Here is a 21,282-nt window from a genome sequence, read left to right as displayed (position 1 = left end):
AGCAGGATCAGGCCGGCCAGGGCCGCGGCCGCCGGGGCGGCGCGGCGCAGGAGCGGGACCCCGGCGACCTCCAGCAGGTCGAGCGCCTCCTCCTCGGGGGTCAGAGGGGTGCGGGCGGTCCCGCCCGGGTGCGTCTCCTGCGGCCGGTCCTCCGCCGCGGACACCCGGTCGGGGGAGGGCACCGCCGTCAGATGGCGGACGGGATGGGCCTTCCCGCCCGGCTCGCCGGAACCGGTCTCCTCCCCGCCGGTCCCGGAGGATCCGCCAGGCGCCCGCTCCCGCCCGGGGAGCAGTTCTTCACCCCCGACGCCGCCGGACTCCGGCGGAAGGTCGAACGGCTCAGCGCCGCGCCCCTGGTGTTCCTGTTCCAGCTGCCCCGCTGGCTTCCTCCGGTGGCCCTGGTCGTCCTCCTGCTGGCCGGTCTCGCGGCGCCGTCCTTGTGGGGCGGTCTCGCCGTGCTCCCGGTGATCGCGTTCGTCGGCTGGCTGGCATACATGTCCTGGCCGTCCCTGGGCGCCAAGGGCCGCATCCTGCGGATCGCCCTGCTGACCTTCCTCCTGCTGCTGGCCGCCGACCGCTTCGGAGCCTTCTGAGGCCGCAGGCCGCCCCGATGACCGGTCCGCCGGTCACCCCAGCGATCGATTTTGACAACCGTTTTCATTTACGCGCATACTGTTGGACATGATGTCCGACTCCTCCCGACGTATCCGCATGCGCGCAGCCGGCCTGCTCACCGGGACCGCTCTCCTCGCCGCCACCGCCGCCTGCGGCTCCGGTGCCGCCGAATCGGCCGGCGGCACCGGCGGCGCGGCGGGAGGCCGCCCCGAGGTCACCGCGGCCCTGTACCCCCTGCAGTGGCTGGCCGAGCGGGTGGGGGGAGGCGACGCCGCCGTCATCGGCCTGGCCGAGCCCGGTGTCGAACCGCACGACCTGGAACTGACGCCGGCCCAGGTCGCGGGGCTGGAGAAGACCTCCCTCGTGGCCTATGTCAAGGGGGTGCAGCCGGCCGTGGACGAGGCGGTCGAGCAGCACGCCGCCGACCGGGGCTTCGACGCCGCCACCCTGGTCAAGACCCTCGCCGCCGAGGAGCACGCGGAGGAGGGCCACGGCGAGGAGGGCCACGCCGAGGAGGAGCACGGGCACGAGGTCTCCTACGACCCGCACCTCTGGCTCGATCCGAGCCGGTTCGCCACCGTCGCGACCCGGCTGGGCGAGAAGCTGGCCGCCGCCGATCCCGCCCACGCCGCCGGCTATCGGGAGCGCGCCGCGAAGACCGCCGCCGACCTCGCCGCCCTCGACGGCGAGCTGGCCCAGGGCCTGGCGAACTGCGCCTCGCGCTCCATCGTCACCGGCCACGAGGCCTTCGGCTACCTCGCCGACCGCTACAAGCTCAAGCAGGTCGGGATCAGCGTCGATCCGGACGCCGAACCCTCCCCCGCCCGCCTGGCCGAGGTGGCCGGAATCGCCAAACAGGAAAAAGTGACTACCATTTTCACCGAGACCCTCGTCAGCCCGAAGGTCGCCGAGGTTCTCGCCCAGGAGGTCGGCGCCACCACCGCGGTCCTCGACCCCATCGAGAGCCGGCCGGCGGAAGGCGACTACCTGTCCGCCATGCGCCGGAACCTCACCACCCTCGAGAAGGCGCTCAGCTGCTCGTGAAGGCATCAGGTGACAGATAAAGAAGAAGCGTTCACCATGCGCGGCGGCCAGGTCAGCCTGGACCGCCGCCCGGTGCTGCGCGGCATCGACCTGACCGTCCGCTCCGGGGAGGTGGTGGCCGTCCTCGGCGCGAACGGGTCGGGCAAGTCCACCCTCGTCCGCGCCCTGCTCGGCCTGACCCCCCTGTCCGGAGGCTCGACCCTCCTGTACGGCGCGCGCCCGCCCGGTTCCGCGACTGGTGGCGGATCGGCTACGTGCCCCAGCGGCTCTCGGTGGGCGGCGGTGTGCCGTCCACGATCCGCGAGGTCGTCGCCTCCGGGCGGATCGCGCGGCAGCGCCGGCTCCGGCCGACGAGCGCGGCCGACGCCGCCGCGACCTCCCGGGCCCTGGAGGCCGTCGGCCTGGCCGACCAGGCGGGCGACCCGGTGCAGGCGCTGTCCGGCGGGCAGCAGCAGCGGGTGCTGATCGCCCGCGCCCTGGCCGGCGAGCCCGACGCCTTCGTCATGGACGAGCCCACGGCCGGCGTGGACGCGGCCAGCCAGCAACTGCTGGCCGACACGCTCACCGGGCTCGTGGACCAGGGGAAGACGGTCGTGCTGGTCGCCCACGAGCTGGGCCCGCTGGAGCCCCTGGTCACCCGCGCGGTGGTCCTGCGCGACGGCTGCGTCTGCCACGACGGCCCGCCGCCGCACGCGGTCGGCACGCACGCGCTGCCCGGCCACGACCACGTGCACCCGCACGCCGAGGAGCCCCCGGCGAGCCCCCTGGAGTGGAGACCCACCTCGTGATCGACCTGCTCCAGTACGACTTCATGCAGCGGGCCATGGTCGCGGCGCTCCTCATCGGCCTGACCGCGCCCGCCGTCGGCACCTTCATCGTGCAGCGCCGCCTGGCCCTGCTGGGCGACGGCATCGGGCACGTCGCCCTGACCGGTGTGGCGCTCGGCTTCCTCACCGGCACCGCCCCCGTGCTGACCGCCGTACTCGTCTCGGTGCTCGGCGCCGTCGCCATCGAGCTGGTCCGCGCGCGCGGCAGGACCAGCGGCGACGTGGCTCTGGCCCTGCTGTTCTACGGCGGGATCGCCGGAGGCGTGCTGCTCATCTCACTCGCCCCCGGCGGGAGCAACTCCACCCTCATGTCCTACCTGTTCGGCTCGATCAGCACCGTCACCCTCCAGGACGTGTGGGTGATCGGCGCGCTCGCGGTCGCGGTGCTCGGCGTGGTGGCGGTCTTCGGCCGGGAGCTGTTCGTCCTGTGCCAGGACGAGGAGGTCGCCAAGGCCAGCGGTCTGCCGGTCCGCCTCCTCAGCCTGCTGATCGCCGTCACCGCGGCGCTGACCGTGGTCATCGCCATGCGGGTGGTCGGGCTGCTGCTGGTGAGCGCCCTGATGGTGGTCCCGGTGGCGACCGGCCAGCAGCTCACCCGGGGATTCCGCAGCACGATGCTGCTGGCCATGGTCTTCGGGGTGGTCGCCACGGTCGGCGGCCTCACCACCTCCTTCTACGTCGAGGCGCCGCCGGGCGCGTTGATCGTGCTCGTCGCGCTGGGAGGGTTCGTCCTGGCCCTCGGGCTCGGTAGATTCGTACGCCGAAGCCGACCTCAGGAGTCCCGCCCATGAGCAACAGACGTGATGCCGTACACGAGATCCTCCGCCAGAGCGAGGGCTTCCGCAGCGCGCAGGACGTCTACGCCGAGATGCGCGCGGAGGGAGCCAAGATCGGGCTGACCACGGTCTACCGGGCGCTGCAGGCACTGGCCGACAAGGGCCACGTGGACGTCCTGCGCACCGACGACGGGGAGTCGGTCTACCGGGCGTGCGCCAGCGGCGACCACCACCACCACCTGGTCTGCCGCCGCTGCGGGCGGACGGTCGAGGTGGCCGGTCCGGCCGTGGAGCGCTGGGCCGAGGCGGTCGGCAGCGAGCACGGCTTCACCGAGATCACGCACACGGTCGAGGTGTTCGGCACCTGCTCGTCCTGTTCCACCGCCGCGCGGCCCTGAGGGGTCCTGCCCGCCGCGGCGGAACCGAGGCGGCGCCGTGCGGTGACGCGAGGCCGCCGGCCGTCCCGGAGAGATACGCTTCCGGAACGGCGGGCCGCCGTACGGGCGACCACGCCGAACCCGCACCGAACAGGAGTCGACATGCCATTCGGACATGACATGGTGCACTCGCTCGCCACCGCCGTCGACCTGGTCAACACCTCCCCCTCGACCGGGGGCGAGGACCGGCTGGACAGCCTGGACCGGCTCGGCGAATTCGTGGACCGCTGGCAGATCAGCGGCGTCGGAGAGCTCGGTGCGGCCGACCTGAGCCAGATCCGGGCCCTCCGCGAGGCCTTCCACAAGGTCTTCACCGCCCCCGACCAGGCCACCGCCGTCATCCGGTTGAACACCCTGCTGAGCGAGACCCGCATCACCCCGCGCCTGACCGAGCACGACGGCCACTCCCTGCACGTCCACTACTTCGCCCCGGGCGCCTCCCTCGGCGAGCACCTCTCGGCGGATCTCGGCGTGGCCCTGGCGCACCTGCTCGTCGAAGGTGAATGGGAGCGCCTGCGCACCTGCTCGGCCCCCGACTGCGAGCGCGTCTTCGTCGACGAGTCCCGCAACCGCTCCAGGGTCTACTGCGACAGCCGTACCTGCGGCAACCGCATGCACGTGGCCGCCTACCGGGCCCGCCGCCGCGCCTGAGCCGTCGCCCGGGCTCCCTCCCCCTGCCGCGCAGGGATCACCCTTGAAGAAATCCGGATTCCCGGCATTCACTCTCCACCCCGGGGCCGTATTCGGCGAATTCTCCCGAAATCAATTCCCTCCTTGCAATCGATCCGTTTCCTGTTAGTGTCCGGGACGGGCAGAGAAATATCCGCATTTCGGATCACCGGGGTAAGGGGAAACCGCCATGCCCGTCAACGCGCTTCCGGAGATCGACGACGCGACCGAAAAGGCGCTGGAGGACCCGGCGCGGTCGGCGCAGATCGTGGAGGGGTACCGCCGCCTCATCGGCGCGCAGCTCGCCCGGGTCCGAGCTGCGGCGGCCCGCGAGCACCCCGCCGACGTCCCGCCGACGGCCCGGTCGCTCGCCGACACGTACCCCCCGCTCGCCGAGGGACTCGACGAACTGCTCCGGGCGGGGAGGTCCGGGGACGGCTGGTCCATCCGGAACCAGCTCCTGATCAATATCCGCCGGTTCAACGACGACGCCCTTCAGGAGAGGCTCGGGGCGACCTTCTCCACCCGCCGCCCGCCGCCCGACCCCGGCCACGTCCGAAAAGAATTCGAAATGGCCCGGCACCGGATCGAATTCGCGATCCGGACCCTCCGGGAGAAGGTCGTCGCCGGACTCGGGACCGGCGCCGGAAAGGCCGCCCTGAGCAGCAATTTCCCGGCTGAAGCCGTCGGCCGGGCGGGGAAGAACATCGAGGGGATCGTCACGACGCTGGAACGCCTCCTCCGGGAGAAAGGCGGGTTCCTGCCCAACTACGACCTCCCGTCGAACCAGCCGGCGCACCAGACGTTCGTGGACGGCAGACCGGTGATCGAGGTGCATCCCACCGAGATCCTGAACAGCAACGAGGTCCGGGTCGGCACGCTCCTGATGCACGAGGGCTCCCACGCCATGGACCCCGCCGGGATCGTGGACTACCTCTACCGCAACACCGGCCTGCACCGGACGCTGCCCGCCCCGCTCGCCCTGGGCAACGCGGCCAACTACGAGCAGACGGCGCTGGACCTGCTCTCGGACGGCCCGCCCGCGCCCGCGCAGGACTGGCCGCTGTACATCCGCCTGCCCGTCGCCTACCTGAGCGTGCGGATCACCCGCGCCTGGGTCGCCGCGAGCAACTCCGCGTCCAGGACCGCCGGCGGCCGGCCCGGTGAGCAGGAGCGGCGCATCGCCCTGCTCGTCGATGCCCCGCTCGGACTCGGCAGGGCCGGCACAGACCCGGTCCCCGCCCCGCTGCCGGTCGACAAGGCGCTGATGGGCGACGTGTACGACGCCATGTCCGTCCTGCTGGGAGCCCTGATGTCACTGCAGCTCGGCGGGACGCGGCGAGGTCCGCTGACCGTGGAGCGCGACGCGGAGGACCGGCCGCGGCTGTGCCCCGGCGAGGCGTCCGCGCAGTCCGGTCAGGAGGCGCTCCAGGACCAGCTGCTCGACGAGCTCACCCGCTACGCCGAGGAGACCGGCGACACCGGGCACGTGACGGCCGCGGAGCTCAGGACGATCGTCCACAGCACCCTCGACCTGGTGACCGCCGGGGAGCGCGCCGGCCTCTCCCTGCTGCAGGAGGCGCCCAAGCCCGCGTCGGAGAAGAAGGGCGACTGAGCCGTCGCGGGCCGCGCCGTCCCCGCCGGGATCCTCCGGCCCGCCAGGTCTCCGCGGTCCGCCGGGCAGGTCGCGGGCCGCCGTCAGCGCACCTCGTTGGGGACGGCCCCGCCGTACCTGCGGTCGCGCTTGGCGTAGGTCTCGCACGCCTCCCACAGGTCGCGGCGGTCGAAGTCCGGCCAGAGCCGGTTGAGGAAGACCATCTCGGCGTAGGCCGACTGCCAGAGCAGGAAGTTGGAGGTGCGCTGCTCCCCGGAGGAGCGCACGAACAGGTCCACGTCGGGGATCTGCGGCTCGTCCAGGTAGCGGGCGAAGGTCTCCTCCTTCACCCGTCCCGGCTTGACCCGCCCGGCGGCGATGTCGGCGGCCAGCTTGAGCGCGGCGTCCACGATCTCGGCCCGGCCACCGTAGTTGACGCAGAACTGCAGGGTCAGCGTGGAGTTGCGCTCGGTCATCTCCTCGGCGTCCTGCAGCTCCGAGATGACGCTCTTCCACAGCCGCCCGGGACGGCCGGCCCAGCGGACCCGCACGCCCATGGCGTGCAGCTGGTCGCGGCGGCGGCGGATGACGTCGCGGTTGAACCCCATCAGGAAGCGCACCTCGTCGGGCGAGCGCTTCCAGTTCTCGGTGGAGAAGGCGTAGGCCGACAGGTAGGGGATGCCCAGCTCGATCGCGCCCTCGATCACGTCGAAGAGCGACGCCTCGCCCGCCTTGTGCCCCTCGGTGCGCGGCAGGCCGCGCTGCTTGGCCCACCGGCCGTTGCCGTCCATCACGATCGCGACGTGCCGGGGGACGAGGTCGCGCGGGATCGGCGGCGGGACGGCGCCGGAGGGGTGGGGGGCGGGGGGACGGACGTTCACGTTGCGGGCTCCCTTTCTACGTGTCGCAGAGAGCGTATGCCGTGTTCGAGGTGCCATTGGAGGTAGGCGGCGACCAGGCCGCTGCACTCGGCCCGGTGCCGGGCCTCGGAGGCGTCGGCCACCGGCCAGTCGCCCTTGAGGAGGGCGTTCATCAGGGCGAGGGTCTCCCCCGCGGGCACCGCGGCGCCGGCCGGGCGGCAGTTCCCGCACACCGCGCCGCCCGCCACGATGGCGAACGCGCGCACGGCGGCGCCCTCGCACCGGGCGCACTCCACCAGCGCGGGGGCGTATCCGGCCACGGCCAGCGAGCGCAGGAAGTAGGCGTCGAGCACCAGCCTGGCCTCGTGCTCCCCGTCCGACAGCGCCCGCAGACCCCCGACGAGGAGCAGGAACTGGCGGAGCGCGGGCTCCTTCTCCCCCATGATCAGCCGGTCGGCCGTCTCCAGCATCGCGCTGCCGGCCGTGTAGCGCGGGTAGTCGGCGATGAGCGCCTCGCCGTACGGCCTGATGGTCTCGACCTGGGTGACCACGTCCAGCGTGCGGCCGGTGTGCAGCTGGAGGTCGATGTGGGTGAAGGGCTCCAGCCGGGCGCCGAAGCGGGAGGTGGTGCGCCGGACGCCCTTGGCCACGCCCCGGATCTTGCCCGTCCGCTTGGTGAGGACCGTGATGATGCGGTCGGCCTCGCCCAGCTTGTGGGTGCGCAGCACGACGCCCTCGTCACGGTACAGGCTCACCCGCCCAGTCTAGGGGGAGACCCGGCCCGGCAAGCCTTCGGCAATGATCATGGAGTACGGATGGGTCACGAGTGCATGTTGTTCACTCGGGACTCACTAAACTTTGGCCCCTGGCGAACTTTCCCGCCATGTTCGACCCGGTTCCACCTCACCCCCGCACGAAAGGGTGCCATGCCCCGCGTGGTCCTGCTGGGCTCATCGCCCGGCCCCGATGCCGCCCCCGGCCAGTCGACGCCGCCCGCCGCGCTGACTCTGCCCGCGCTTCCCGGCTGCCCCACGGTGATCGGCAAGCTGCACGGCCAGCTCGCCTCGCTCGACTCCGCGCCGGTGACGATCGCCCGTTCGGGCGACGCCACGGCCTACCGGGGTTTCCCGGGCACGCTCGTCGAGACCTCCGACCTCGCAGGCGATCTGCGCGCCGTCGCCGAGGCGGTCGAGCACGCCACGGAGAACCTGCTCATCCTCCCCGCCAACTCGCTGATCCACGACGAGCTGATCTACCAGATCACCAAGTCGAAGCGCGGCGCGCTCGCGCTGATCGTCAAGGAGCCCCGCGAGGAGGACGAGAACGGCGACGCCGTCGTCCCCAACGCCCCCATCGACGAGGCCCTGCCCGAGATCGGCGACCGGGTCCTGGAGGGTCTGCCGGTCCGGGTCCGCGCGGCCAAGTCCCGCGTGATCTCGGTCGGCTCGGCCTACCACGCGGTGACCCGGCCCAACGCCGTCCTGCTCGGCCCGCTGCACGTGCACGTCAAGCACGCGCCGACGCTGGCCGAGGCGGCCCGCGAGCTCGCCGACATGGCGCACCTGCTCGGCCCGGAGGACGACCTGGTCCAGCTGCTGGTGCTGGGCCTGGTACGGCGCGGCGTCTCGGTCGGCATCCGCGGCCGCCGCGATCTGTTCTACCGCCGGATCACCGAGCGGTCCGAAGCCGACCAGGCCGTGGCGGACATGGCCGGGTTCGACGAGGACAAGGCCCGGCTGAACAACGCGGTCAAGGGCGCCGACGGCTTCTTCACCACCTTCTTCGTCAGCACCTACTCGCGGTACATCGCCCGCTGGGCGGCCCGGCGCGGGCTCACGCCCAACCAGGTCACGCTGATCTCGATCGCCCTGGGCGTGGCGTCGGCGGCGTGCTTCGCCACCGGCGAGCGCCCCGGGATGGTGGCCGGCGGGCTCCTGATCTACTTCGCCTTCGTCTTCGACTGCGTGGACGGCCAGGTCGCGCGGTACGCCCGCAAGTTCGGCGTGCTCGGCGCCTGGCTGGACGCGACCTTCGACCGGTTCAAGGAGTACGTGGTCTTCGCCGGCCTCGCGGTCGGCGCGGCCGTCTCCGGGGTCGGCGACGTGTGGACCCTGGCGCTGGTAGCGCTCGGGCTGCAGTCCATCAAGCACCTGCTGGACTTCTCCTTCGGCGCGGCCAACCGGCGCAGGCCCCCGTCGCCGCTGCCCTCCATCCCGCTCTCGATCGCTCCCGACACCCCGCTCCGGGACGCGCTCGAGCAGCGCAAGGCCGCGCGCAGCAGCGGGATCCGCAACCTGCTGAAGATGTGGACCAAGGCCGGCAAGTACCGGGCCGTGCACTGGGCCCGCAAGATGATCGTGTTCCCGATCGGTGAGCGCTTCGCCGTCATCGCCATCACCGGAGCCCTCTTCGACGCCCGGGTCACCTTCCTCGCGTTGATCATCTGGGGCGGCATCGGGGCCACCTACTCGCTCACCGGACGTCTGATGAGGTCGCTCGCATGATCACCCAGCCGCAGGCCACTCCCGCTCCCGACCCCTACGAGGAGCGCCTGCGCATCCAGACCGCACGCCTGCTCGCCTACCGCGACGACGGCCCGCTGGTCACCGCGCTGCGCCGCGCGGTCGGCCCGGGCCTGCCCCCGGTCCCGGCCTCCCTCGCCGCGCTGCTCGCGGTGGTCGCGATGGCGGTGGCCGGAATGCTGGACGACGGCCCGGTCCTGATCGTCCCCGCGCTGGTCATGGTGGTGCTGGTGCTGCCCACCGCGGCCCGCGACCACCTGGGCAAGCTCGACTGGCTGGTGCCGCCGCTGATCCGGGCGACCGAGTTCCTGATCGTCATCCTGGTCGGCCTGGCCGCGGACGCGCCCAAGTGGCTGCTGTTCGTCCTGCTGTACGTCGTCGGCTACCACACCTACGACACCGTCTACCGGACCCGCCAGGGCATCTGGCCGCCCGACTGGGTGTTCCGCGCCGGTCTGGGCTGGGAGATCCGCCTCCTGCTGCTCGGGGCGGGCGCCGCGCTGGGCGCGCTGACCTGGGTGCTGGCCGCGCTCACTCTCTACCTGGGCGTGCTGTTCGCCATCGAGAGCGTGACGAGCTGGGTCCGGCTGGACAAGGCGTCGGCGGCGAAGGCCCAGGAGAGCGACGACCTGGAGACCTCCCCCGAGGAGGCCATGGAGCAGGCGACCGGCGAGGCCGAGCCCGCCTGACGGACCGCACCGGGCGCCGGAGGGCGCCCGCCGTACGACGACCCGAGGGCCGCGGCGCACCGCCGCGGCCCCCGCCGTATGCGCGACCGGACCGCACGCCGCCCGGCTGGACGGCTGTGTTAGAAAGCAGCGTGGAGTTGGACCGGCTGGATCGCGACATCATCGGGGCGCTCGTCGAGGACGCCCGCGCCACCTACGCGGAGATCGGGCAGCGCGTGGGCCTGTCGGCGTCGGCGGTGAAACGGCGGGTGGACCGGTTGCGCGAGACGGGGGCGATCACCGGGTTCACCGCGCGGGTGGAGCCCGCGGCGCTCGGCTGGACCACCGAGGCGTACGTCGAGCTGTTCTGCGCGGGCAAGACCTCGCCGGCGGAGATCGGGGTGGCCGTGGCCCGGCACCCCGAGGTGGTCTCGGCGTGCACGATCACCGGGGAGGCCGACGCGCTGCTGCACATCCGCGCGACGGACGTGCGCCACGTGGAACGGGTGATCGAGCGCATCGCCGCGGAGCCGTTCGTGGTGCGGACCAAGAGCTCCATCGTGCTCTCCCGCCTGATCGACGCCCCGCTGATCACCACGCGCAACGAATCGCCGTTCCTCGCCTGAAGGACGCGCGAAAGCCGCGCCGACGCGCACGACAGGCCCCTTGGCCTGCGTTGATCCCGTTCCTAGGCTGTTGCCGTCCCTGACACGACGTCCTCTCGTGGAGGTGCGCCATCACAGCCAGCGAAGTCACCGAGGTGCTCGGCCGGGAGAACCCCCTTCCCGCCGTCCCCGTGACGGCCGGGGCCGGGCCGTCGCCCGCGGCGGCCGCGGCCCCGCTCCCCTCGGCGGACGGGACCGCCACGGCGAGGCACTTCCTCATGTGCCCGCCCGAGCACTTCGCGGTCGAGTACGCGATCAACCCGTGGATGGACCCCGGCGCGGGAGCCGATCGCGCGGCGGCGATCCGGCAGTGGGAAGAGCTCAAAAGCGCCTACGAGGCCCTGGGGCACCGGGTCAGCCTGATCGACCCGGTGCGCGGCCTGCCGGACATGGTCTTCGCGGCCAACGGCGCGCTGGTCGTCGGCGGCCGGGTGTACGGCGCGCGGTTCGCGCACCCCGAGCGCGCGGCCGAGGGCCCGGCCTACCTGGAGTGGTTCGTCCGCAACGGCTACGACCGGGTGCGCGAGGCGGCCTTCACCAACGAGGGCGAGGGCGACTTCCTCACCCTCGACCACGTCATCCTGGCCGGGACCGGATTCCGCACCGACATCGCCGCCCACTTCGAGGCGCAGGAGTTCCTCGGCCGGCCGGTGGTGACCCTGCGCCTGGTGGACCCGCGCTTCTACCACCTGGACACGGCCCTCTTCCCGCTGAACGGGCAGAACGTGGCGTACTTCCCCGGCGCGTTCTCCCCGGGAAGCCAGGAGGTGTTGCGCCGCCTCTTCCCCCACGCCGTCATCGCCGGCGAGGACGACGCGGCCGTGCTGGGCCTCAACGCGGTCAGCGACGGCACCCACGTGGTGATCAACGAAGAGGCGGCGGGGCTGCGGCGCGCCCTCCGGCAGGCGGGCTTCGAGGTCGTCCCGGTCGGGCTGTCCGAGCTCCGCAAGGCCGGCGGCGGCCCGAAGTGCTGCACGCTGGAGATCCGGGGATGAACACCAGAGGGCAGAGCCCGCGGACCAGGGAAGACGGTGACGTACCGATGACCACCACGGCCGAGCTCATCGAGCTCAGTGAGCGCCGCAGCGCGCACAATTACCACCCGCTCCCCGTCGTGATCCACGAGGCGCAGGGCGCCTGGATCACCGACGTCGAGGGGCGCCGGTTCCTGGACTGCCTGTCCGGCTACTCGGCTCTGAACTTCGGGCACGGGAACACGAAGATCATCGAAGCGGCCCGGGAGCAGCTCGGCAGGCTCACCTTGACCAGCCGCGCCTTCTTCCACGACCGGTTCGCGGCCTTCGCCGCCGCGCTGGGCGACCTCACCGGCAAGGACATGGTCCTGCCGATGAACACCGGCGCCGAGGCGGTGGAGACCGCGATCAAGACGGCCCGCAAGTGGGGCTACGAGGTCAAGGGCGTCGCCCGCGACCGGGCGAACATCATCGTCATGGAGGACAACTTCCACGGCCGCACCACGACGATCGTGAGCTTCTCCACCGATCCCGACGCGCGCGGCGGCTACGGCCCCTACACGCCCGGCTTCAAGGTCGTGAAGTACGGCTCGGTGGAGGCGATCCGCGAGGCCATCGACGCCGACACGGTCGCGGTGCTGCTGGAGCCCATCCAGGGCGAGGCCGGCGTGCTCGTGCCGCCGGACGGCTACCTGAGGCAGGTCCGCGAGCTGTGTACCGAGCACAACGTGCTGATGATCGCCGATGAGATCCAGTCCGGCCTGGGCCGTACCGGCGAGACCTTCGCCTGCGACCACGAGGGCGTCGTCCCCGACCTCTACGTGCTGGGCAAGGCGCTGGGCGGCGGCGTGGTCCCGGTCTCGGCCGTCGCGGCCGACGCCGACGTCCTCGGCGTGATCCGGCCGGGGCAGCACGGCTCCACCTTCGGCGGCAACCCGCTCGCCTGCGCGGTGGCGTGCGCGGTCATCGACATCCTCAACACCGGGGAGTACCAGGCCCGCTCCAAGCGGCTGGGCGGCGTCCTGCACGAGCGGCTGAACGCCCTGGTCGGCCGGGGCGTGGTGGCCGTGCGCGGGCGGGGCCTGTGGGCCGGCGTGGACGTCGACCCCTCGCTCGGGAGCGGCCGGGAGATCTCCGAGGCGCTCATGCGCCGGGGCGTCCTGGCCAAGGACACCCACGGCTCCACCATCCGCCTCGCCCCGCCGATCGTCATCGCCGAGGACGACCTCGTCTGGGCCGTCGACCAGCTGGCCGGCGCGATCGAGGACCTCTCCCGCTGATCCCTCCGTACGGCTCGCGTCGCGGGGCGTGAGCCGTACGAGATCAATCCCATGCGCGGATGAGGTCCTCCGGGCCGTAGCAGGCCGCCAGACCTCCCGTGGTGACCCCCGCTCTCGAGACTGCGATCATCGGGAGGTCACCCGCCCCCGGTACGGCTCCCTGGGCCCTGGCCAGCTCGATGAGATCGTGATTGTCGAAGGGGCGGTCCTCCAGCCATTTGATCGAGCCCGCGAAGAACAACCGCCTGGCGATCGGCTCACGGTCGGCGCCGATGATGTCGATCTCCACATCGTTCGTCCTGGTCCAGAAGGAACCGACCTCCACCACGTCGGGGAACGCCTCGCCGGGCAGGAGCCGCGACAGCGCCTCGCAGATCACCGGCTCCACCGCGCGCCCCCGCCAGGACGTCCAGCCGTCACGGATACGGCGGAGCACCACATCCGACCGCCCTCGCTCCAGCAAGGGCAGCGCGGGCTGCAGAAAACGCGTCCAGAACCGCAGGTAGGGGTCGGCGATCCGGTAGCGGCGGTCCTTGGACGGCCGGGTGCTCAGTGGAAGTTCGGCGGCCACGACCCGCTTCGCGACGAGCAGTTCCAGCGAGCGGGTCGCCGTCGCGGCGGCGAGCCCTCCCGACGCCCTGGAGATGTTACCGAAGGTCCGTTCACCGGATCCGATGACGCTGAGGACGTCCTTGGCGATCGCCTGCTTGGGAAACTCCGCGGCGAGCGATCGTTCGGCGGAGACCAGCAGCGGGGAGGTGGGGTCGGCCAGAGCGTGTTCCAGGAAGTCCCACAATCCCTCCCCGTTCTTCCATTCCGCGCAGATCAGGGGGAGCCCACCGGTAACCAGCCAGGCGTCGAACGTCTCCGGGGCGGGGAGAGCGAGCATCCGGCCGACCTCACCTGGGGTGAGCGGGCCGAGCTTCATCTCTCGTCCGCGCTGGTAGAAGGGCCGTCCGTAACTGGTGAGCGCTTCCATCACGGAGAGGTCCGAGCCGATGAGGACCAGCAGAACCGGCTTCTGCTCGAAATACCGGTCCCACGCTCGCTGCAGGGTCCCCTCGAAGCCCGGATCCCCCTGGGCGAGATAGGGAACCTCGTCGATCACCACGATGGACGCCCGGTCACCCGGAAGCACCTGGCTGAGGAGATGGAAGGCGCCGTCCCAGTCGCTCAGCGGCGTTCTGGCCAGCAACTCCCATTCGGGCACCCCCGCGAGGGAGACGTCCCTGCGGAACTGTTCCAGTTCCTGGCCCAGCCGGACGCCGCCCGCGGTGTAGTAGAGCACCGGGACACCGGCGGATCGCACGAACTCTTCGACCAGCCGCGATTTCCCCACCCGGCGGCGGCCACGCATGATCAGACAGCGACCGGGGCGGCTCCTCCCCACCGCTCCGTGCACCGCGTCCAGATGCTCCTTCAGGAGGGCGATCTCCCGCTCGCGTCCGATGAACTCCACCACAACATACTCTCATTGATGTTAGTAACCTCGCTGATACTTCTAGCAATGAGAGTAACTATCGGATCGCGAGTTCCACCGTGGCAACCTCGGTGACTCCCGCGCTGGTGGCGGTGTCCCAGCGGGCCGAGAGCGGGCCGTCCAGGTCGAGCGTGCGATCGCGTTGGAGAACCACGGGCCGTCGGTGATCCGCCACCGGATGGGCGGGCGGGGGATGCGCGCCAGGCGGGAGAGCGAGCCGCCGATCAGGGTCGCGACGCCGAACTGCGCGACGATGTTGGCCAGGCGGAGCGTCCGGCTGAGCGGGTTGCGGATGGGGGAGCAGACCAGCTGGTGGATCGGGTGGCGCCTGGCCTTGGCGACGTAGGAGTAGTGCACGTCGCCGGAGAGGATGACCACCGGCCTGCCCGTTGCGACCAGCAGCCGGGCCAGGTCCTCGAAGGAGCGGCGGAAGGCCGACCAGTGCTCCAGGTCGATGGCCTGGCGCAGGGCCTCCGACAGCCGGGCGACCCGCCTGCCCCACGCCCCCTGGGCCAGCGCCTCGTTCCAGGTCTGGATGTGGTGGATGCCCGCCGGGAGCAGGAAGGGGACCGACGAGCCGATCACGAAGCGCTCGGCGCCCTTCCGCTCCAGCTGCTCGGCGAGCCACTCCCACTCGACCGGGCCGATCATGCGCCGGTCCCCCGGGGTGAGCTGCCGGGCGCAGCGGGTGTCGAGCATGATCAGGCGGGTCGTGCCCAGGTCGCGGACGTAGCTCCACCTGCTGCCTGCGGGGACCGCGTCGGCGTGCTCGGCGAAGGCGTCGAGGATCTCCGCCCCGTCGCCCTCCGCGGCGCACAGCTTGCCGAGCAGGCCGTCGGCCTCGCGCTCGGCGGGCGACATGTTGCCCAGGTGCTGGTAGACCCAGTAGGCGCCGAGCCCCGCGATCACCCGGCGCGGCCACCACTCCACCTTGGACATCTGCTCGCGCCAGTCCGCCGAGGTGTTCCAGTCGTCGCGCAGGTCGTGGTCGTCGAAGATCATCGCGCTGGGCACGGTCGAGAGCATCCAGCGGATCTCCGGGTCGGTCCAGGCCACCCGGTACAGCTCGGCGTACTCCTCGAAGTCGGCGATCTCCTTCTTCGGCTCGGTGTCCCTGCGGCCGGCGATGAACTCCAGCATCTCCGCCGACGGCTCGTCGGCGTAGACCTGGTCGCCGAGCAGGAGCAGCAGATCGGGCCAGTCCTCCTCGGGGGCCTCCATCAGGCTGCAGCCGTAGGAGCGCAGGACGTCCACCCCGTGCGAGATCGTGTGCAGCGTGTCGTGCGGCACACTGGTCCGGCAGGAGCCGAACATCACCTTCCGGGGGCCGCCGGAGCCGAGCAGCCGGATGCGGCTGGGCGGGTGGTCCGGCAGCGGCCAGACGGCCTCCCCGTCGAGCCGGACCTCATAGGCCCCGCCGCCCTCCACGTCCACGACGGCGTAGTGGTGGCCGTGCACGGTGAACGTCCGCCCGCTCCCCCGCGCCCGCCCCGCCTGGACCGTCACCTCGCACGGCTCGCTGGTCTCCACCCAGATGGAGGCGCTCGTTTCGTCGACGTAGCGCAGCAGCGGCCCGACCACAAGTTCCGGCACGTCGTTCGTCCCCTCAAAACCTACGGATCAGCCACTACGGAATGGCGGACTCATCACCACGAGCCTGCCATATCGGCGTGTTCCCCTCCCAGTGCCCAGCCGGTTTGATCGGTAACAACGGATCGGCGGACAAGTGCGGAATCGCACAACGACCGGCCACGAGAACGCAACACCGTCGTCTTCGCCCGGTGGCACCGCATGGCTACGCTGATCACGAACAACCGCCTCGGGCGGGGCAACGGCGCCCCGCCCACCGTATGGAGGTCCTCCTTCATGTCGATCACGGTGCCGTCAACGACGCCGGCAACCACCTCTCTGCTCAGCCCGGGCCGCCAGGCCCTCGACTCCGCGCTCTTCCAGCTCGACCAGGCGGCCGACCGGCTCGGCCTGGACGACGGCCTGCGCACCATGCTCGCCACCCCGCGCCGCTCGCTCACCGTCGCGGTGCCCGTCCGCCGCGAGGACGGCCGGATGGACGTCGTGCAGGGCTTCCGGGTCCAGCACAACATCACCCGCGGCCCGGCCAAGGGCGGCATCCGCTTCCACCCCTCCACCGACATCCACGAGGTCACCGCGCTGGCCATGTGGATGACCTGGAAGTGCGCGCTGGTCGGCATCCCGTACGGCGGCGCCAAGGGCGGCGTCTCCGTGGACCCGGCCTCGCTGACCACGCGCGAGCTGGAGCGGGTCACCCGGCGCTACGTCAACGAGATCCTGCCGATCATCGGCCCGGAGCGGGACATCCCGGCGCCCGACGTCGGCACCGACGAGCAGACCATGGCCTGGATCATGGACACCTACTCGGTGAACACCGGCTACCCCGTCCCCGGCGTGGTGACCGGCAAGCCGACGACCCTCGGCGGCTCCCTCGGCCGGGCGGGGGCCACCTCGCGCGGTGTGCAGATCGCCGCGCTGAGGGCCCTGCCGGGCTCGCCCGAGGGCCGCACCGTCGCGGTCCAGGGGTTCGGCAAGGTCGGCGCGCTCGCCGCCCGCTACCTCGCCGACGCAGGCTGCCGGGTGGTGGCCGTCTCCGACGTCACGGGCGCGGTGGTGAACCGCTCCGGCCTCGACGTCGACGACCTGCGGGCCTGGGTCGCCGAGACCGGCGGCGTGTACGGCTACCGCCGCGCCGACGCGCTCTCCCACGCCGAGCTGCTGGAGCTGGACGTCGACGTCCTCGTCCCCGCGGCGCTGGAAGGCGTGATCACCGAGGAGAACGCCCCGCGGATCAGGGCCCGCCTGATCGTGGAGGGCGCCAACGGCCCCACCACCCCGGAGGCGGACCGCATCCTGGCCGACGCCGGGGCCACGGTGGTCCCGGACATCCTGGCCAACGCGGGCGGCGTGATCGTCTCCTACCTGGAGTGGGTGCAGAACCTGCAGGCCTGCTCCTGGAACGCGAACGAGGTCGAGTCGCGGCTCCGCGACCTGATGGAGTCCTCGTACGACGCGGTCGCGGCGACGTCCGCCGAGCGCGGCGTCACCCTGCGCCAGGCGGCCCACATCATCGGCGTCGGCCGGGTCGCCGAGGCCCACCGGATGCGGGGCCTGTACCCCTGACGGACCGGGGGGGGATCCCGTGCCGGCCCTCTCCCGGGCCGGCACGGGATCCCCCCCGGAGCCGGCGCAGGACCGCAGGGAGGGGGTTACCGCGTCTCCCGGGGAGAGGCACAGGCCATGCCGGGGTCGGCAGGAGGTCCCCCGGAGGTCGGCACGGGGTCTCCCTTCTCCGCACGGACGGCAAATTCGCAGGTGGGAAGGGCGGATGTCGCTGCGCCCGTGCCTATCATGCCGCCATGACGGCAGGGAACGGTTCCGGTCGGCGCGGTGACGGCGGCGACGAGGCGGTGCACCGGTTCCTGTGCGAGTACCGCGAGGAGTTCCTGCGGGAGCTCGGCGACTGGGTGCGCATCCCCTCGGTCTCCTCCGAACCCGAGCGCGGGCCGGACATGCTGCGCTCGGCCAACTGGCTGACCGGCCGGCTACGCGAGATCGGCTTCCCCGGAGTGGAGCTGTGGCACACCGAGGGCGCCCCCGCGGTCTACGCCGAGTGGTGCGCCGCACCGGGGGCGCCGACCGTGCTCGTCTACAGCCACCACGACGTGCGCGCCGTGCGCTCGCTCTCCTGGGGGGAGTCGCCGCCGTTCGAACCGCAGGTCCGCGACGGCAGGATCTACGGCCGCGGCGCCTCCGACGCCAAGGGCCAGGTGCTGGCCCACCTGTGGGGGGTGCGCGCCCACCTGGCGGCGACGGGGCGCACCGCCCCGCAGGTCAACCTCAAGCTGCTGGTGGAGGGTGAGGAGGAGATCGGCTCCCCGCACCTGGCCGCCCTGCTGGAGGACCGCCGCGACCGGCTTACCGCCGATCTGGTGGTGCTGTCCGACACGCTGCAGTGGTCGCTGACGGCACCGGCGCTCTGCACCGGCCTGCGGGGCATGCTCAGCGCCCATCTGGAGGTCTTCGGGCCGCACCGGGACGTGCACAGCGGCGCCGTCTCCGGTGCGGCGCCCAACCCGTGCGCCGAACTGTGCAAGGTGCTGGCGCAGCTGTACGACGAGCACGGACGGGTGACGCTGCCCGGTTTCTACGACCGGGTGGCGGAGCCGACCGCCGAGGAGCGGGAGCGGATCGGCGCGCTGCCCTACAGCGACGCCGACTGGCTGGAGCGGACCGAGACGCGCTCGGTGGGCGGGGAGAGCGACTACAGCGTGCTGGAGCGGGTGTGGACCCGTCCGGCGGTGGAGATCCTCACCCTCATCGGCGGCGACCCCGTCGGCGCCTCCCGCGGTGCGATCCCCGCCCTGGCCTCCGCCGACCTGAACCTGCGACTGGTGCCGGACCAGAGGGTCGCCGAGGCGGCCGATCAGCTGAGACGCTGGGTGGCCGAGCGGATCGGCGACAAGGTGGAGTACGAACTGAGCATCTCGCTGGAGGCCGCCCAGGAGCCGTACCGGACGCCGCCGGACCATCCGGCCCTGGCCGTGCTGGGCCGGGCGACGGAGCGGGGGTTCGGCGCCCCGGTGGCCGGGGAGATGCGCAACGGCGGGGGCGGGCCGGCCGATCTGCTGTCCAGGGCTCTGGAGGCGCCGGTGGTCTTCTTCGGAACCGGCCTGCCGAGCGACCACTGGCACGACAGCGACGAGCGGGCCGAGATCGACGCGCTGCTGGCGGGCGCGGCCACGCTGGCGTTCCTCTGGCCCGAGCTGGCCGGGACGGACCCGCAATAGGCTTCGGCGCATGAGAATCGCCATGATCGGGCTCGGGGACATCGCGCAGAAGGCCTACCTGCCGGTGCTCTCCGCGCTCCCGGGGCTCGATCTGCACCTGTGCACCCGCGACCGCGCGACGCTGGACCGGCTCGGCGACGCCTACCGGATCGCGGAGCGCTCCACCTCGGTGGAGCAGGTCGTCGCGGCCGGGGTCCGGGCGGCGTTCGTGCACGCGGCCACCCCGGCCCACGCCGGGATCGTCGAGCCGCTGCTCCGCGCGGGCGTGCACGTCTACGTCGACAAGCCGATCACGGACGACCTGGCGGGCTGCGAGCGACTGGCCCGGCTGGCGGACGAGGCGGGGGTGAGCCTGATGACCGGGTTCAACCGCCGCTACGCGCCCGGGTACGCCGCCCTGCTGGATCTGCCCCGGAATCTGGTCCTGATGCAGAAGAACCGGGTGGACCACGCGGAGGAGCCGCGGCGGGCGGTCTTCGACGACTTCATCCACGTCGTGGACACGCTGCGCTTCCTGGTGCCCGGCGAGGCGACCCGGACCGGGATCCGCACGCGGGTCCGGGACGGCCTGCTGGAGCACGTGGTGCTGGAGCTGTCCGGTGACGGGTTCACCGCGATCGGCGTCATGAACCGGGTGAGCGGGACCGCGGAGGAGACCTGCGAGGTCATGGGCGGCGGCGTCAAGCGCCGGGTGGTCAACCTCGGCGACGTGGTCGACCACGCGGGCGGCGAGACCCTCACCCGGCGCGCCGACTGGATCCCGGTCGCCCGGCAGCGCGGAATCGAGCAGGCCTGCCTGGACTTCCTCGACGCGGTCCGGACCGGCCGGGTGGTCCGGGCGGACGACGCCCTGGCCACCCACGCGCTCTGCGAGGAGATCGTCCGCAAGGCGACCGGCCGCCCCTCCGCCGGATAGCCCCGCGGATCACGCCGCCGCGGCCAGGCGGTCGCGCCACCACGCGATCGTTGCGGTCAGCGCCTCGTCCACCGGGGTGGGCGCCATGCCGAAGGCGGTCTGGAAGTCGGTGGAGTCGAGCACGAAGGGCCGGACGAACTGGTAGCGCAGCTCCTCCAGTTCGCCGAGCACGGGCGAGAAGACGCCGGCCGTCCGGACGAGCCAGTGCGGCATGGACTTGACCGCCGGGCCGGGGACGCCCGCCAGCTCGCACAGCCGCTCGGCCACGGCCCGGTAGGTCATCGCCGGGCCGGTGGGGACGTGCCAGGCGCGGCCCCAGGACCGGTCGTCGGCCGCGGCGGTCACCAGGGCCCGGGCCACGTCGGGCACGTAGGTCCAGCTGTGCGGCTGGTCGGGGTCGCCGATGTGGCGCACGGGCCTGCCCGCCAGCAGCCTCGGGACGAACCTGTCCCCCAGGTGCGACTGGTCCCGGCAGCCGGGGCCGAAGTAGTCCGAGCCGCGGATCTCCGTCACCCGGACCCGGCCCGCCTCGTGCGCGGCCAGCGCGTCCTGCCACATGCGGACCCGGACGGCGCCCTTGGCGCTGGGCGGGGCGAGCGGGTCGCTCTCCTTCATGGGCCGGTCGGGGGCCGTGTAGACGTAAAGGTTGCCGAGGATCACGTAGCCCGCACCGGTGGCCTCGGCGGCGGCCAGCATCGATCCCGCCATCGGCGGCCAGTCCTGCGCCCAGCGGGGGTAGGGCGGGTTGACGCAGTTGTACAGCGCCTCGGCGCCCGCGGCCAGCCGGGTCAGCCGCTCGCGGGCGGCCGCGTCGGCCGCCTCCTTGCGGATGCCCGGCAGGTCCGGGCCCGAGCCGGACCGGCTGACGAGGACGACCTCGTGCCCGTCCTCGGCCAGCAGCCGGGCCACCTCTGAGCCGACCTGCCCCGCTCCCACGACGACGTGCTTACCCATCTCGATCTTCCCTTCCACTGGTTTTCCGGACCGGCTCTCACTGCTGCCAGACGAGCCGGAGAACGGCGTCGACGGCGAAGACGGCGGCGAAGGTGATCGCCGGGGCGCTCCGACCGGCCAGGCCGAGCATGGGAGCTCCTTTTCGGATTGCCGTTCCGTTCTGAGAGCAATGCTCTCTCAA

19 protein-coding genes and 2 pseudogenes are annotated in these 21,282 nt (G+C 72.3%); 15 read left to right on the top strand and 6 right to left on the bottom strand.

Annotation, left to right across the window (positions count from 1 at the left end; all coding sequences use genetic code 11):
• Positions 1 to 182: pseudogene (locus tag ACWJ6R_RS00310) on the bottom strand (SRPBCC family protein); the annotation flags it as partial.
• A 9-nt stretch (positions 183 to 191) separates the two neighbouring features.
• Between ACWJ6R_RS00310 and ACWJ6R_RS00305 the strand changes: the two are divergent.
• The 7 genes and pseudogenes from ACWJ6R_RS00305 to ACWJ6R_RS00275 all read left to right on the top strand — a co-directional run bounded on the left by ACWJ6R_RS00305 (position 192) and on the right by ACWJ6R_RS00275 (position 5,983).
• A complete protein-coding gene (locus tag ACWJ6R_RS00305) occupies positions 192 to 593 on the top strand; it encodes a DUF6703 family protein (protein WP_449060265.1) in 402 nt (133 codons plus the stop codon).
• Between the two features lie 118 nt (positions 594 to 711).
• A complete protein-coding gene (locus ACWJ6R_RS00300) occupies positions 712 to 1,659 on the top strand; it encodes a metal ABC transporter substrate-binding protein (RefSeq protein ID WP_449060264.1) in 948 nt (315 codons plus the stop codon).
• Positions 1,660 to 1,695: 36 nt separating this feature from the next.
• Positions 1,696 to 2,447, top strand: a pseudogene (locus tag ACWJ6R_RS00295) (metal ABC transporter ATP-binding protein).
• Entirely contained in the window at positions 2,444 to 3,277 is an 834-nt protein-coding gene (locus ACWJ6R_RS00290) for a metal ABC transporter permease (RefSeq protein ID WP_449060267.1), read from the top strand. The pseudogene ACWJ6R_RS00295 and the gene ACWJ6R_RS00290 overlap by 4 nt, the downstream one beginning before the upstream one ends.
• Positions 3,274 to 3,660 (top strand): Fur family transcriptional regulator, encoded by a 387-nt coding sequence (locus ACWJ6R_RS00285; protein ID WP_449060263.1) that lies wholly within the window; start codon positions 3,274 to 3,276, stop codon positions 3,658 to 3,660. The genes ACWJ6R_RS00290 and ACWJ6R_RS00285 overlap by 4 nt, the downstream gene beginning before the upstream one ends.
• Positions 3,661 to 3,801: 141 nt before the next feature.
• A complete protein-coding gene (locus ACWJ6R_RS00280; RefSeq protein WP_449060262.1) occupies positions 3,802 to 4,350 on the top strand; it encodes a CGNR zinc finger domain-containing protein in 549 nt (182 codons plus the stop codon).
• A 208-nt stretch (positions 4,351 to 4,558) separates the two neighbouring features.
• On the top strand, positions 4,559 to 5,983 hold the full coding sequence (locus ACWJ6R_RS00275) for a hypothetical protein (RefSeq protein WP_449060261.1): 1,425 nt from the start codon (positions 4,559 to 4,561) through the stop codon (positions 5,981 to 5,983).
• 83 nt (positions 5,984 to 6,066) lie between these two features.
• Here ACWJ6R_RS00275 and ACWJ6R_RS00270 read toward each other — a convergent pair whose 3' ends face one another.
• Together ACWJ6R_RS00270 and recO are read right to left on the bottom strand one after the other, a co-directional pair.
• Positions 6,067 to 6,843, bottom strand: coding sequence for an isoprenyl transferase (locus ACWJ6R_RS00270; RefSeq protein WP_449060260.1), 777 nt, complete (start codon positions 6,841 to 6,843; stop codon positions 6,067 to 6,069).
• Positions 6,840 to 7,577 (bottom strand): DNA repair protein RecO, encoded by a 738-nt coding sequence (gene recO, locus ACWJ6R_RS00265; RefSeq protein ID WP_449060259.1) that lies wholly within the window; start codon positions 7,575 to 7,577, stop codon positions 6,840 to 6,842. Before recO ends, ACWJ6R_RS00270 begins: the two co-directional genes overlap by 4 nt.
• A gap of 171 nt (positions 7,578 to 7,748) precedes the next feature.
• On the opposite strand from recO, the gene ACWJ6R_RS00260 reads away from it, so the two are divergent.
• From ACWJ6R_RS00260 to rocD, 5 genes are all read left to right on the top strand, one after another.
• A complete protein-coding gene (locus ACWJ6R_RS00260) occupies positions 7,749 to 9,326 on the top strand; it encodes a CDP-alcohol phosphatidyltransferase family protein (RefSeq protein WP_449060258.1) in 1,578 nt (525 codons plus the stop codon).
• Complete coding sequence (locus ACWJ6R_RS00255) at positions 9,323 to 10,033, top strand: DUF5941 domain-containing protein (RefSeq protein WP_449060257.1); 711 nt, start codon at positions 9,323 to 9,325, stop codon at positions 10,031 to 10,033. Before ACWJ6R_RS00260 ends, ACWJ6R_RS00255 begins: the two co-directional genes overlap by 4 nt.
• A gap of 131 nt (positions 10,034 to 10,164) precedes the next feature.
• On the top strand, positions 10,165 to 10,638 hold the full coding sequence (locus ACWJ6R_RS00250) for an Lrp/AsnC family transcriptional regulator (RefSeq protein WP_189234618.1): 474 nt from the start codon (positions 10,165 to 10,167) through the stop codon (positions 10,636 to 10,638).
• A gap of 134 nt (positions 10,639 to 10,772) precedes the next feature.
• Positions 10,773 to 11,672: a dimethylargininase gene (gene ddaH / locus ACWJ6R_RS00245; protein ID WP_449060256.1), complete on the top strand. Its 900-nt coding sequence runs from the start codon at positions 10,773 to 10,775 to the stop codon at positions 11,670 to 11,672.
• Between the two features lie 47 nt (positions 11,673 to 11,719).
• Positions 11,720 to 12,931 carry an ornithine--oxo-acid transaminase gene (gene rocD, locus ACWJ6R_RS00240; protein ID WP_449060255.1) on the top strand — a complete coding sequence of 404 codons (1,212 nt, stop codon included), beginning with the start codon at positions 11,720 to 11,722 and terminating at the stop codon, positions 12,929 to 12,931.
• A gap of 43 nt (positions 12,932 to 12,974) precedes the next feature.
• On the opposite strand, the gene ACWJ6R_RS00235 is transcribed toward rocD, so the two are convergent.
• Positions 12,975 to 14,390 (bottom strand): ATP-binding protein, encoded by a 1,416-nt coding sequence (locus ACWJ6R_RS00235; protein WP_449060254.1) that lies wholly within the window; start codon positions 14,388 to 14,390, stop codon positions 12,975 to 12,977.
• 42 nt (positions 14,391 to 14,432) lie between these two features.
• A complete protein-coding gene (locus ACWJ6R_RS00230; protein WP_449060253.1) occupies positions 14,433 to 16,004 on the bottom strand; it encodes an alkaline phosphatase D family protein in 1,572 nt (523 codons plus the stop codon).
• 198 nt (positions 16,005 to 16,202) lie between these two features.
• Between ACWJ6R_RS00230 and ACWJ6R_RS00225 the strand changes: the two genes are divergently transcribed.
• The 3 genes from ACWJ6R_RS00225 (at position 16,203) to ACWJ6R_RS00215 (ending at position 20,147) form a co-directional block, all read left to right on the top strand.
• Complete coding sequence (locus ACWJ6R_RS00225; protein WP_449060252.1) at positions 16,203 to 17,564, top strand: Glu/Leu/Phe/Val family dehydrogenase; 1,362 nt, start codon at positions 16,203 to 16,205, stop codon at positions 17,562 to 17,564.
• 236 nt (positions 17,565 to 17,800) lie between these two features.
• Complete coding sequence (locus ACWJ6R_RS00220) at positions 17,801 to 19,231, top strand: M20/M25/M40 family metallo-hydrolase (RefSeq protein WP_449060251.1); 1,431 nt, start codon at positions 17,801 to 17,803, stop codon at positions 19,229 to 19,231.
• A 10-nt stretch (positions 19,232 to 19,241) separates the two neighbouring features.
• The gene (locus ACWJ6R_RS00215) at positions 19,242 to 20,147 is read left to right on the top strand and encodes a Gfo/Idh/MocA family protein (protein WP_449060250.1); all 906 of its coding nucleotides are present in this window, start codon (positions 19,242 to 19,244) and stop codon (positions 20,145 to 20,147) included.
• 9 nt (positions 20,148 to 20,156) lie between these two features.
• On the opposite strand, the gene ACWJ6R_RS00210 is transcribed toward ACWJ6R_RS00215, so the two are convergent.
• A complete protein-coding gene (locus ACWJ6R_RS00210; RefSeq protein ID WP_449060249.1) occupies positions 20,157 to 21,101 on the bottom strand; it encodes an NAD-dependent epimerase/dehydratase family protein in 945 nt (314 codons plus the stop codon).
• Positions 21,102 to 21,282: the final 181 nt, after the last annotated feature.

Source organism: Planomonospora algeriensis (assembly GCF_977012225.1).
Note: the sequence above shows the minus strand (reverse complement) of the source record. Positions and strands in the feature narration are given on the sequence as shown.